Raw genomic sequence first — 12,956 nt, forward strand, 5'->3', positions numbered from 1 at the left:
AGTGGCTGTTAGTGTGGATCAAGCTGATCATTTAGATGGTAATGTTGTATCTCATAACCGGCATTTTTATAAAAACGGAAGCGTTCGCGTGCTGCCAGTTTATCCTCATGAGAAGTGCCTGCAATCTCGATTAATCGCTTAAACTGATCCAATAAATTTGGAGGTTGATCATGCAGATTAATCAACACATCAAACGGAGAGCTTGCTTGAATTTGATTACTTAAAATCACCGGTGTTACGCCTACCAGCTGATCATCGTCCAGGATATTGCAATGCGGAATAAAGCTGGTAGGTGAAAACTTCCATAGTAATTCATCTAACTGATCTAGCAATGTTGATTCGGGCGTGTAAATCAATACTTTCATATTTTTCTGTACTGCTTTGGCGCAAAGCCGACACGTTGTTTGTAACTTATCGCTTGATCCCGAGTAGAAGATAATATGTGTCATAAAATCAATGTATTGAATTTAGACTGATAGAACTCTAGCTAGAACCCTTGGATTGTGCAATCAAGAATTGTGTTAATAACGGCACTGGTCGACCGCTTGCTCCTTTATCTTTACCTGATTTCCAGGCTGTTCCTGCAATATCCAGATGCGCCCAGCGGTATTTCTTGGTAAATCGGGATAGGAAGCAAGCAGCCGTGATGGTTCCTGCAGTTCTTCCTCCGATATTCGCGATATCTGCAAAATTGCTTTTCAGTAAATCCTGATATTCATCCCATAAAGGCAGTTGCCAGGCACGATCAGCTGCTTGTTCTCCGGCATCTAACAAATCTTGCGCAAGCTTGTCATCATTACTCATCAGGCCAGTGGTGAGATTGCCTAATGCAATTACGCAAGCGCCTGTCAAGGTGGCGATATCAATTACTATTTTGGGGTTGTAGCGTTCGGCGTAGGTTAATGCATCGCATAAAATCAGGCGTCCCTCCGCGTCGGTATTCAAAATTTCAATGGTCTGGCCGGACATACTGGTTACTACGTCCCCAGGCTTTGTCGCGTTACCGCTGGGCATATTCTCGGTTGCTGGAATGATCACAACCAGGTTGATCGGTAATTTCATTTCGACAACTGCAAGCATCGTTCCTAACACGCTACCGGCTCCGCTCATGTCGAATTTCATTTCATCCATTTCAGCGGCAGGCTTGAGCGAGATGCCACCAGTGTCAAAAGTCACTCCTTTGCCAACTAAAACAATGGGGTGTTCTTTTTTACCCAATCCATAGTATTCCAGCACAATTAGCTTTGCTGGTTGTTCGCTGCCGCGGGCAACAGAGAGAAGAGATCCCATACCTAATTTTTCCATATCTTTTTCATCTAATATGGATGCCTTGAGTTTATACGTTTTGGCAAGATTTTTAGCTTGCGTGGCAAGATAAGTAGGGGTGCAGATATTCGGAGCAAGATTGCCTAAATCTTTTGTAAGGTTCATCCCATGAGCAATAGCTAAACTTTGCTGCATGGTATGTTCACACGCAATGAGTTCTGCTTGAGTATCGATGCAAAATAATATCTTGCGTAATTTGCTCTGATTGTTCTCAGGCTTACTTTTTAGCTGATCAAATCGGTAAATGCTACTGATTGTGGCAATGACAGTTTGGGAGATTTTCCAATCATTTTTGCGCACTTTAATAGGAAAATCAGATAAAAACAGCATGACATCAGCCACTGCTGTTTTGTGCAAGGCATTTAACGTTGAATTGATCACCGCTAAGAAAGTTTTTTCATTAAATTCCTGTTCTTTCCCTAACCCAATTAATAAAATTCTTTTAAACTGCGTACCCGGAACATTATGAAGTAACAGGGAAGTATTCACTTTTCCGTCGATATCGCCCGACGCGAGTATGTTTTTAATATGCCCTTGTGTGGCTATGTCCAATATTTTTGCCGATTCAGTCATTTTTCTTGATTCGAAAATTCCAACCACAGCACAAGCGCCTCGTTGTTTCTCCGGGGTTCCAACTTTAATTCCAAAATCCACGTTTGACTCCTTTAGCAAGAATGTTCTTCCGAACAATTGATTAGATTAGTTTAGTATTTATCCAGTTGATTGTCTTATAACTGCTTTGTTCCAAATAATCAAAACAATTTCTACGATAATGTAATCACATACAATTTGATTAAAAATGAGCCTCTGTTTAGAGCCGAAAAGGTATGGTGCATACTTTCAGAGGTTATAGTAGATAAGATAATTCTCTAGTAATAAAACAAAATGCTGAGTTATGTATTATAATAGAAGTATAATCAGTATGTTACTCAATAGTATATAAGTATTGTATAACAATAAGGGCGATAAGTGATTGATGATGTATTGAAAAGAAAATTAAATTTTTGTGCAACGTTGCCGAGCTTGCCTGCGGTTGCTGTCAAAATAATTGAACTGGCGAATGACCCTGATGCCGATATCGGAGCGGTTTGTCAATATATTTCAATGGATCCGGTACTTTCTGCAAAATTACTTCGTACTGCTAACACGCCATTGTATAAATCCCGTCGGATTGCAACAAATATTCGGCAAGCTGTCAGTATACTTGGTACGCATACCGTACTTGTTATTGCCCTATCTTTTTCCTTATCGAATTCTCTAATAAAAAGTCCTTTGTCGAGCCAGGGCTCCGCTTTTGATAGCAATATCTTCTGGCGTAGGTCGATAGCTACAGCGCTAGCTAGTCGTGCGTTTGGGGAAAAGCTCGAATTGAATTTTCTGGATGATTTATTTCTAGCAGGCTTAATTCAGGAAATTGGCATCCTTGCATTTTGGGTTATTATGCCAGAAGAATATGGGCAGGTTTTTGCATCGACTACTGATCATGATACGTTGCTTAAAAACGAGCGTGAGGCATTTGGGGCTGGACATGATGAATTAGGGTATGCTTTACTCAAAAAATGGCATCTCCCTGATTACATAGCTTTATCCTGCATTAATAGCCATAGCCAGCCGGAACCGAAAAACTTAGGCCCAACCTTGCAGGCATGTTTGGCAGTTTCTCGCTATATGGCGGATTATTTTTTGTACCCTCATGATGCTGATAAAATAGCCGCCTTAAATCAAGCGGCACAAAACTGGCTTGGATTTGATACAAATGTACTCATTGATGTTGTTAAAATTATGGAAGTCGGGTTGAGTGCTGTTGAGGATTTGTTTGAAATGACGTTGCATGATTCGTCAGAAGTCAATGGAATTCTGGCTGAAGCTAAAGAATTGTTGATGATTCACAGTCTATCCAGAATCAGGGACTTGGAGGATAAGTCGCAGCGTGATGGATTGACCGGCGCTTATAATCGTACGTATTTTGACGATACATTACGGCGAGAATTTAATCTGGCAACACAATATAATTTGCCTTTGACGGTTGCAATCATTGATCTTGATCATTTTAAACATGTCAATGATACTTATGGCCATGTTGCGGGGGATTCTCTTTTGGCCGCTGTAGTAAAAACTGTTTTTGACCAAATCCGCCAAGATGATACCTTGAGTCGTTATGGTGGTGAAGAATTTGCTTTGATTCTTCCGGGAACTCCGCTTTCTGCTGCAAGGAACTTAATCGCCCGCCTAAAAGATTCGATTGCCGCAATTTCGTACAAATTTGATAGCAGCAGCATCATTCAGATTACTGCCTCCATAGGGGTTGTTTCATATCATGAAAATGCTGCACATTTTCATGATGCAAAAGACTTAATAAAGGCTGCGGATTCAGCGCTCTATGCGGCTAAACATGCGGGTCGAAATCAAATTATAGAATGGAGTCCTGGCTAGACTGGGGCTGTGCTACTTATGAATCTAATTATCCAAGGGCTGGACGTAAATAACAGCGATTTACGGTCTGTTGCAAAATTATCTCATGCAGATGGAATTGAGCGGATTACCGGTCAAGCATTCCGTTTGACAAATGCGATGCAGTCCAATGATATTCAAGAGTATTGTTCGCACTCGGAATTGGATTGTGCGTTTATAACCCCTGAGCAAAAGCTTTCCGACATTAAATTAATTGTAATGGACATGGATTCCACGTTGCTGGCAATTGAATCCATAGACGAAATTGCGGATATGCAAAATATCAAACCTCAAGTTTCAGCCATAACACAGCAAACGATGAAAGGCGAAATAAGCTTTGAGGAAAGCCTGACACGTCGAACTTGGCTATTGCGAGGTGTGCATCAAGATGCTTTGCAAAAAGTCTATGATGAACGTGTCAGACTTAGTTCCGGTGCCGAGAAAATGTTACAGCAGGCTAAACGATTTGGCATAAAGACAATGGTGCTTTCTGGAGGCTTCACATTTTTTACCGAACGGATTAAAGAAAAACTGGGGCTTGATTTTGCGGCTGCCAATGTACTGGAGATTGAAAATAATAAATTGACCGGAAAAGTGGTGGGAGAAATTATTGGTAGACAAGGAAAGGCGCAAGTATTAAAGCAGGTGCGTGATGCACTTGGATTGAGGCGCGAACAAATCATTGCGATTGGAGATGGTGCAAATGATCTGGACATGATGTCCGAGTCTGGATTTAGTATTGCTTATCATGCCAAACCCATTGTAAAACAGCATGCGACGTATTCGATTAATTATGTGGGTTTGGATGGTGTTATCAATTTATTCACCTGAATCGACAGGTTTTTTAATGCGGTGCGTTATCTAATAATTCGGTTCATACATCAATGACCTTATGTAGCCACTAAGATCCTCTGGAAAACTCAAAGTGGTTAGTTTTTCTTGGATTGCTACTTGGCAGACAATGACCGCGATGGCGTGAGATGCTTCACGTACTCGGGTCAGAGAGGGATAAACTGCGCCACTGAGGATTTCTTGTTCTGAAACAATGCTTGCCAGTACCTCTGCGGCTGCCAGAAACATACTTTGTGTTACAAGTCGCGCGGCACTGGCATAAATACCAAGGCCTATGCCTGGAAAGATATAAGCATTATTACCTTGCGCAGGCTTAAATAACTGACCCTTGAAAGTTACGGTGTCAAATGGGCTACCGCTAGCAAAAATAACTTGTCCATTACTCCAATGATAGGCTTGCTCAGCCGTACATTCCGTATGCGAGGTTGGATTAGATAAGGCTATAATGACAGGACGTTCATTGGCTGTAGACATTTCACGCACAACGGCCTCAGTAAATGTTCCAGCTACCCCGGTAGCGCCAATCAGCACGTCCGGCTTGATTGCACTGATGGCATCAACAAAACTGCAAGCAGCATGATTGTGTGCAAAGGGTTGGATGCGTGGCTTAATATTTTTGTTGTGCGAGGTAACAAGCCCTTTTCTGTCGATAAACCAAAGTCTTTTCTGTGCTTGCGATTGACTTAATCCAGCGGCAAGAAATGCATTTACCACCAGTTCCGCAGTTCCGCTTGCTGCAGACCCCGTACCCAAGAACATAATATTCAGGTCGGTGAATTTTTTCTTGGTAATACGGCATGAGGTATAGATGCCCGCTAGGGTAACTGCGGCGGTTCCCTGTATATCGTCGTTAAAACAACGTACTTCCGGAGCATAGCGATCTAAAAATTCAAATGCATGAGGCGACGAGAAATCTTCAAACTGTATCAATGCATTCGGGTAACGCGATTGCACTGCTTTGACAAATTCATCCACTAATGAACGGTAGGAATCATCGTTCATACGTGGGTAGGGATAACCTAGATAAAATGGATCTTCGCGCAAGGGTATATTGTTGGTGCCTACATCGAGCATGACTGGCATACATTGCGCTGGATGGATTCCGGCACATGCAACATACAGGGCGACTTTGCCGATGGAGATGCCCATGCCATTGGCGCCTAAATCTCCCAAGCCTAGAATCCGTTCCCCATCGGTCACAACAATGACTCGAATATCTTCTTCAGGCCAGTTTTTTAGGATGGTAGCAATTTTGCCATGGTCTTCAGGGGAAATATAAAATCCTTGGGCACTCCTGAAAATATGCGCAAATTCTTTGCAAGCTTCACCAACGGTCGGGGTATAGACTAATGGCATAATTTCTTCGATATGATTAATCATGGTGCGATAATAAAGCCGTTGATTGCGCTCCAGTAAGGCATTCAAAAATATATATTTTTCTATGGCGCTATTTTTGTGGCGCAGGCTGCCGAGAACGCGTTCGATTTGCTTGTCTATGCTTGCAACATTGTAAGGGAGTAATCCTCGCAGGCCGTATAGTTCACGTTCTGCATGTGTGAATCCAGTTGACTTGGTATGAGCTGGATTTGTAAGTAGTGTTCTTCCGCGTAAGTTTTTCATAGTAATTGGGATTTCTTAGAAGGATAGATGATCATACTACTGTCTTGCTATTCTGGATAATTCTGAGTGATTCCAAGTTGGACAATCCAGGCAACGAAAGATAGACTTATTCGTTCCAGTAAAAAATATTTAAGAATTTTATTTTCAGTAATTTGGTAAATTTTTTCAGGATAAATTTAGTCGGATTTGAGTAATCGCAACAAGCTTGGTGAAATTGTGACAACGTATTTTGATGTTTTTCTTTGTATCGCAAGGTAATGCAAAGAAAATTCACACTGTAGTATGCATTAATTTTCCATGACAATAGATTCGATTCAAGTTTGAAAATCCTGTTGTAAAACTATCCTTAGTTAACTTTAATCAATAACCATAATGAGGTAATCAATAGAATTATGAATCAAACACATTTTCCCATGCCTAATCCCAGCTTATATACTGAAGAAGATGTAGCACAATTGGTGCATATTTTTTATGCGAAAGCCAGAAAAGATCCCGCGTTAGGTCCTATTTTTGAGGCGCATGTGATCGACTGGGAAGCGCATTTTGTACAAATGACTAATTTCTGGTCAGCGCAATTACGCGGTACTAGCAGATTTCGTGGGGCGCCGATGCCTAAGCATATTGCACTGCCGGAACTTACTGCCGAATTATTTGAACGATGGCTTCAAATTTTTCGGCAAACGACTGAGGAGCTGGGCAATCCGAATTTACAGCAGCAAGCCAACGCAATCGCATCTTTTATCGCAGGTCGATTGTGGCAGGGCTATCAAATCAGCAATCATCCGGATAAACAACCCGTAGCGCTTCGTACGATGTAACTTATGATCTGATCAAGGTTGAACTTGAATATTAGTAGCAAAATTATTGTTTTCTCTATTCTAGCCACACTGATTCCTGCTGTGGGGCTGGGTATATTGTCGTTTCAGCAAAATGAAACTATGATCAGCGAGAATGTTACGCGTGAATTGCGTGCGCTGGCTAATTATGCTGGCCGGGAGTCGGATTTATGGATTAAAGAGCAAATTTTAATTGCGCGCGATCTTTCGACATCTATTTCAACATCTAAGATTCTTATAGAGGAACTGTCTTTAGAAAATCAATCTCAGGAAAATATATCTGTAGCACATCAAGGAGCTTTGGAACTTTACTTAAAATCAGTGCATAGCCGATTAGAGGATGTATTGGAGTTGACGGTAGTTGATGTAGAGGGTGGAATAGTTGCAAGTAATGTAGCAATACCGTTTTCAGTAACATTGTCACAGGACTGGCCAGAAGATGCTTCTATTCAGGGAGATGTGGTAATTTCTCCAGAATGGAATGAAAATTATGCAACTGCGATCTTAAGTGTCTCGGTGCCCATATTGTCGATCGATGACTATATCTTGGGAGCGCTAATTGTGACGTTTGATATGCGCAGCATTCGATCAAGTTTGAAAGATAAAGTTAAATCTCCTCCAGGCGAAGTTCTACTGTTAGATAAAGCCGGAAATATAATGTTGGCCAGCGATGCCGGGATTCTTAACACAAATGAGTCCAAGTTGTTTGATTCAGGCATGATGAATCGCTTGCAAGAGAAACCGGGAGAGTACGAGATTTTTCTTGGGCCACAGCAAGAAAAAGTGGTTGGTCTGGCGTATGAGTCGGAGAAACCTTCTGTCACAATAATTGCGCTTAGAAACTATCAATCTGTCTATTCGGCTTGGGAACAACAACGCGATTTGTTTGCTGGTCTGATCGGCATAATGATTCTTGTAGTAGCAGCTATTGCATTGCGTATGAGTCATGCCATTGTGACCCCTTTGCAAAAACTAATTAGTGCGACAGAGAAAATTGTAAAAGGTGATCTTAACGTCAAATTGGTTAATGCACAGCACGATGAAATAGGGCAGCTTACGCAAAGATTTAATCAGATGACTGATAAGTTGCGGCAGAATCAGGTCGAAATAAACGCTGCAAGTGATGCTATGCAGAAAAAAAATCAATTATTGGAAACGTTATCGGTTACCGATAGCCTTACGGGTCTTTATAACCGCAATAAACTAAATATGATCATTAGCGATCAGCTAGCTCGATATGAACGGAACAAACGCCCTTTTGCTGCACTGATGATCGATGTTGATTATTTTAAAACTTTAAACGATAACCTTGGACACATAGCTGGTGATGAGGTTATCGCTGCGATAGCGAAAAAGATTTCACAATCAATTCGCAATGTCGATTTCGCGGCTCGTTATGGGGGTGATGAATTTATTATTATTCTGACTGAAACCTCTGTAAATGAGGCAGTGAAAACTGCGGAGCGGATACGAGCGCAAGTGGCTAGTGTGCATTGTAGTTCGCTTAATAAAACGCTGAAAGTTACGCTAAGTATTGGGATCATCCAAAGTGAACCAGAAGATTTATCTTTGACGATGCTGCTATCTCGTGTGGATAGCGCGTTGTACCAAGCAAAGCGTTCTGGACGTAATCAGGTGCACTGCGCAACGCCTATACCTAAAGTAAAGCAGCAGCATAGTTAATACACTATGGGGCGTTGTTTTTTCTTACTTCAAGTCCTGTATTAGAAACCCATCCTTGATCCTGGTCAAATTGGACTCGTAGCCATGAACCTAGGCTAGCATTAGCTGACACCTTTGTATCTTTTTTTAGCATGCTGATTATTTTTGCATTGGCGCTTGGAGACGTGCGCATATTAACATTCGTTTTTGTGTGCAATTGTATCGGCGTATTAAATTCAAAGAAGGAGTTATTTTCATCGGTTGTTTTCTTGCGATTAGGATGGGTAATCAAATCAATTAGCTGCTTTGCCTGTGCAACGTAGTTCATGGCTGCAGAAAATTGATCCTGAGTAAAAAGAACTGAGGCTGTTTCAACAAGATGCTGTGCTTGTACCTCCAGGATTTGGTCGGTTGCCGGAATTTGAGTTTGTTTGAGGCGCTCTAGGATTACTTCAGTTTCTGCTATTGCAGAGGCAGTGCTTGGCTTAGTAGCTAATCGATGCAGTTTTACTTGGGTTCTGGTCACCTCCTTGTTGACTTCTTGTAGTGTTTGAGCCTGATTATCTTGCTTAATCTGCTGATTTTTAATTATTTGATCTTTTTCTACAATTATTTTTTCTAAGCGATCAATTTCCTTTTTTAAGCTTTCATCCTGAGATATAACTACCGGTGCTGGTTTGATATCTGGAATGGGAATCGGTTCTTGGGATGCGCACCCGGTCAAATTTAAGGTTAATAAACATAGGATAACTTGAGTTAATAATGAGCCAAGAAATTTTATATTTTTTATGTCTAATAATTTTGGATCGCTTAGCATAACATTCTTGGTGACATTTATTAATTGACTCATATCCATGTGCTTTAAGGTTGAACTGGTTTAATTGTAGTATGGATGCAAAAATTTTTATTGCTCACTTATACTTCCGTAAATTAATTACAAATCTAAGAAATTAATAAAATAGAGTGTACTGAAGAATTATCTGATTTTACAGGTTTAAGAAGAAATGTCGACAATCGAATGTACTTGAAACTGGGCTTTTATTGCTGCCAGTTTTTTGGTTTTCCCCTTGTGGGAATATACAAGCCGTTCTAATTATTTGATGAAAATTGTTATTACCGTAAGCAATCTTTCTGCATACAGACATTCTTTGGTGAGCTCAACACAATAAACGTCAATTATCAATCCAGATCGCTGCGATGTTCTGAACCAATGATGAATTCAGATTCACTGATCAATTTTCTTTCCTAGGGGATCAAAATAAATTTTTATAATAGGGGCTTTCTATGAAATGGCTTTTCGGGATTATTGTTTTAATCTTGCTTGTAGTATCAGCACGCTTTAGAAAATTTGCAGGTTTTGCTGTTTTGATTTGTATTGTGGGAGGTGCTTTACTTTGGGGGTATCAAGAATATGAGAAAAATAAATCCAAAAGCAGAATTTCTGCTTCAGAAGTAACTTTGAAAAACATATCTTTTGGAACTAGAGACAATAATTATGAATTGACGGGACGCATTGTTAATAATTCAGAAAAATATAATTTGAGTGGTCTCCAGCTAAAAATTACTGTAAAAGATTGCGCGAATAATGATGATATGCGTTGCATCATTTTTGCAGAAAAAAAAGAATACATCTATCTCTCTATTCCTCCCAGGCAGGCTAGAGATTTTAAAAAAGATATTTATTTATACTCAAACCAGAGTATAGAGAATAAGTTAGTATGGGATTACTCGATTGAATATGCGGAGTCAGAATGAAAGAAGTTTGTAAATTTTCTAGTGCTGCTAAACATCAACCGCTAACAAGAATATGGCGTTGTATGAAAAATACAAGAAATAAAAGGTATGTAGGGAAACCTAGAAAATTTGGTGCCGAGAGGGGGAATCGAACCCCCATGATGTCACCATCGCGGGATTTTGAGTCCAGACCCGTATAATTTGCATTCAAATACTTAACTTAGATACTCGTTCCGCAAAAGCATTAGAGCGGCATCTCTGTCAGCCTTTATCCATGCGGGTCATTTTATTTTTGCGGAACAGAATCCCATTACTTTGTGGGTGTAACTTTATCGCCTTTTCTGGCCTTCACATATCGCTCAGTCATCGCAATATTAGAATGTCCCAGTTGCTTTTGAGCTTGCCTGATGTCCCCGCTAGATTCCGTCTTATCCGTTGCCGCCTTGCCGCGCAAATCCCTGAATTGAAATAGTCGCTGATCTATACCTGCGGCTTCACGCGCTCTGAAGAAATGCCCTTGTAATGTCCTGAGCGTGATCCTTTGCCCATTCTCGTCAACAATCAGATTGAAACTGCGAATCTTGTATCCTGCTTTGCGCGTCACGATTCTTTGCAGCAATACGGCAAGTTCTCCTTCGATGCTGATTCTGATCTTTGCTTTGGTTTTATTCTGTGTGACGGTTAGCATGCCGTCCTGTATGTCGTGATCTGTCATTTTGAGCACGTCCGATGGTCTTTGCCCTGTCAGGTATGCCAAATCCATAGCATCTCGCAGTGGTTGGCTTGCTGCCTGGTGCACCGCATTAAATGTGGCGTCGTCAATATAAACGTCTTTGCGGCCTGTCTCTTTGAATCCTTTAATTCCTGAGCATGGGTTTGGTAGGTCGGTATATCCCCATTCCCTGGCTTTGTTCCAGATGTGGCTGAACAGCGCTTTCTCTCGGTTTGCCCGGATTGTTTTGCGCCAGTCGAGATATTGCCTGATATGGATTGGTTTGATTTCGCTCAGTGGCGGCGGGGGATTGCCAAAGAATTTATAGAGTTGATCCAGTTCGCGCAGGTTATCTTTTTGCGTTGCAGGCGCTTTGGTTGGGATGATTTCTTTGATGTATCGATTGGCCGCATACTGAAACGTGATGATTGCCTGGTGACGGTCCGGTTGATCCATTTCGATCTCTGACCATTTCTTAATGGCGATGGCGTAATCACAGCCTAGTGGTATTTCTTTTCTCGGTTTAGCTCCGGTGTCGTAGTAATACCAAGTCTTTGCGCTACGTTTACGCGCGCGCATGCGTTTGGGCAAATTTTTATTTATTGTGGGTGCTCTACCCATGATGATTTAAAATTGATGGTTCCCATGCTGCTTTTGGTTTGTTTGAAATTTCTTTACCTTCGACGGATGCTTTTGGCACTACTGGACGTCCAGAAGGGTTCACAAAAAAGGCTATTCCCATTGTCCGCAATGCTGCAACCTGGCCGGATTTCGTTTTCTTTCCGGTCAGTATAGCAACATCGTCGGGGTCAAGGAATATGCTCATTTTTTGTGATTATCTTAAATGTAATTTATTCCGATTGCCCATTGCATGAGCATAGCCGCCGCTTTGATCTTCAGGGCCTGGATTTTTTAATTGTTCTTTAAAGAATCCGGTAGATGTTACCAGGCCAGTCTGGCGCGTGAATTCGATCTCGGCCTTTGCGGTGTTGATGATGACCTGCGCCGTGTCTCCGATTGCCTTGGCGCGTTCTATATCCATCGGTTTATCTTTATCCTTGAGCTGCCTGATCGTGTCGAACAGGATCGATCTCAGTGTCGTGATGTCGCTTTTTTCTTCGTCCGTAGTAGGTTCCATTTATTCTCCTTGTGAGCGATGTTTTCAAATAGACAACTTCTTTCAATTCTTTTGGCAGCGTATGGACCGTATTCATCTGCATTAGCTGAGCTCTGGTTACCAGTTGAAGGTTTTCGACCTCGCAGTTTTGTTTGTTACCATCTTTAAATATCAGGGCGAATCCTTTGGGAGGATATTTTCCGTGGCGTTTTTTCCAATTTTCCCGGTGCAATAGCCTGAACTTGTGCATTCCACTTTCTACTTTTATCTCGATGTAACCGTCTTTAGAGATTCTTGTTGCTCCAATCGGTCTTTGGTTCGGCGGTATTGTTCCGGGTTTAAATTGCGTTTGCTTTGAACGTCCACCTGCTTCGTAGCTGATGCCCTTGTTCCAAGGTTTCGCGCCTGGTTTTATTCGTCCTGACGGGCAAATGCCATATTTTTCACAGTAAGCCTGGCTCTTCTTGATGCCCATTTTTTTTGCTTTGTGATTGATTGATCTGCGATCAATTGAACCACCAAGCAGCGATTCCATCTCTTGCGGCGTTGAATCAGCATAGTGATCTTTGATGATCTGCTTTTGCTCGTCAGAGAAATGGTGACGTTTTCTTGTGTGCTTGGGCATGATTTCAATTAGAAACTAAAG

General features: G+C 41.4%; 13 protein-coding genes. 5 read left to right on the top strand and 8 right to left on the bottom strand.

Features of this window, described 5'->3' with window-relative positions; all coding sequences use genetic code 11:
* Positions 1-8: 8 nt before the first annotated feature.
* Positions 9-449 (bottom strand): DNA polymerase III subunit chi, encoded by a 441-nt coding sequence (locus K2Q13_RS03850; RefSeq protein WP_292919344.1) that lies wholly within the window; start codon positions 447-449, stop codon positions 9-11.
* A gap of 34 nt (positions 450-483) precedes the next feature.
* Positions 484-1,980 (bottom strand): leucyl aminopeptidase, encoded by a 1,497-nt coding sequence (locus K2Q13_RS03855; RefSeq protein WP_292919345.1) that lies wholly within the window; start codon positions 1,978-1,980, stop codon positions 484-486.
* Between the two features lie 315 nt (positions 1,981-2,295).
* Between K2Q13_RS03855 and K2Q13_RS03860 the strand changes: the two genes are divergently transcribed.
* Both K2Q13_RS03860 and serB read left to right on the top strand, forming a co-directional pair.
* Positions 2,296-3,759, top strand: coding sequence for a diguanylate cyclase (locus K2Q13_RS03860; RefSeq protein WP_292919346.1), 1,464 nt, complete (start codon positions 2,296-2,298; stop codon positions 3,757-3,759).
* Positions 3,760-3,777: 18 nt separating this feature from the next.
* On the top strand, positions 3,778-4,608 hold the full coding sequence (serB, locus tag K2Q13_RS03865) for a phosphoserine phosphatase SerB (protein ID WP_292919347.1): 831 nt from the start codon (positions 3,778-3,780) through the stop codon (positions 4,606-4,608).
* Positions 4,609-4,638: 30 nt separating this feature from the next.
* Here the strand turns inward: serB and K2Q13_RS03870 are convergent, their stop codons facing one another.
* Positions 4,639-6,249 carry an NAD-dependent malic enzyme gene (locus K2Q13_RS03870; protein ID WP_292919348.1) on the bottom strand — a complete coding sequence of 537 codons (1,611 nt, stop codon included), beginning with the start codon at positions 6,247-6,249 and terminating at the stop codon, positions 4,639-4,641.
* A 392-nt stretch (positions 6,250-6,641) separates the two neighbouring features.
* Here K2Q13_RS03870 and K2Q13_RS03875 point away from each other — a divergent pair, with 392 nt between their 5' ends.
* Both K2Q13_RS03875 and K2Q13_RS03880 read left to right on the top strand, forming a co-directional pair.
* Positions 6,642-7,067 (top strand): group III truncated hemoglobin, encoded by a 426-nt coding sequence (locus tag K2Q13_RS03875; protein ID WP_292919349.1) that lies wholly within the window; start codon positions 6,642-6,644, stop codon positions 7,065-7,067.
* Between the two features lie 24 nt (positions 7,068-7,091).
* On the top strand, positions 7,092-8,768 hold the full coding sequence (locus K2Q13_RS03880; RefSeq protein ID WP_292919350.1) for a diguanylate cyclase: 1,677 nt from the start codon (positions 7,092-7,094) through the stop codon (positions 8,766-8,768).
* Between the two features lie 4 nt (positions 8,769-8,772).
* Here K2Q13_RS03880 and K2Q13_RS03885 read toward each other — a convergent pair whose 3' ends face one another.
* Complete coding sequence (locus K2Q13_RS03885) at positions 8,773-9,597, bottom strand: SH3 domain-containing protein (RefSeq protein ID WP_292919351.1); 825 nt, start codon at positions 9,595-9,597, stop codon at positions 8,773-8,775.
* 434 nt (positions 9,598-10,031) lie between these two features.
* On the opposite strand from K2Q13_RS03885, the gene K2Q13_RS03890 reads away from it, so the two are divergent.
* Entirely contained in the window at positions 10,032-10,502 is a 471-nt protein-coding gene (locus K2Q13_RS03890; RefSeq protein WP_292919352.1) for a hypothetical protein, read from the top strand.
* A gap of 289 nt (positions 10,503-10,791) precedes the next feature.
* Here the strand turns inward: K2Q13_RS03890 and K2Q13_RS03895 are convergent, their stop codons facing one another.
* From K2Q13_RS03895 to K2Q13_RS03910, 4 genes are read right to left on the bottom strand one after another with little or no spacing between them, the layout of a single operon-like run.
* Complete coding sequence (locus tag K2Q13_RS03895; protein WP_292919353.1) at positions 10,792-11,814, bottom strand: tyrosine-type recombinase/integrase; 1,023 nt, start codon at positions 11,812-11,814, stop codon at positions 10,792-10,794.
* Positions 11,807-12,019 (bottom strand): DUF4224 domain-containing protein, encoded by a 213-nt coding sequence (locus K2Q13_RS03900; protein WP_292919354.1) that lies wholly within the window; start codon positions 12,017-12,019, stop codon positions 11,807-11,809. The genes K2Q13_RS03895 and K2Q13_RS03900 overlap by 8 nt, the downstream gene beginning before the upstream one ends.
* Positions 12,020-12,028: 9 nt before the next feature.
* Positions 12,029-12,235, bottom strand: coding sequence for a hypothetical protein (locus K2Q13_RS03905; RefSeq protein WP_292919355.1), 207 nt, complete (start codon positions 12,233-12,235; stop codon positions 12,029-12,031).
* Positions 12,236-12,245: 10 nt separating this feature from the next.
* Entirely contained in the window at positions 12,246-12,935 is a 690-nt protein-coding gene (locus tag K2Q13_RS03910) for an HNH endonuclease signature motif containing protein (RefSeq protein WP_292919356.1), read from the bottom strand.
* Positions 12,936-12,956: the final 21 nt, after the last annotated feature.

It is taken from the genome of Nitrosomonas sp., from assembly GCF_019752095.1.
In the GTDB taxonomy this organism is placed as follows: domain Bacteria; phylum Pseudomonadota; class Gammaproteobacteria; order Burkholderiales; family Nitrosomonadaceae; genus Nitrosomonas.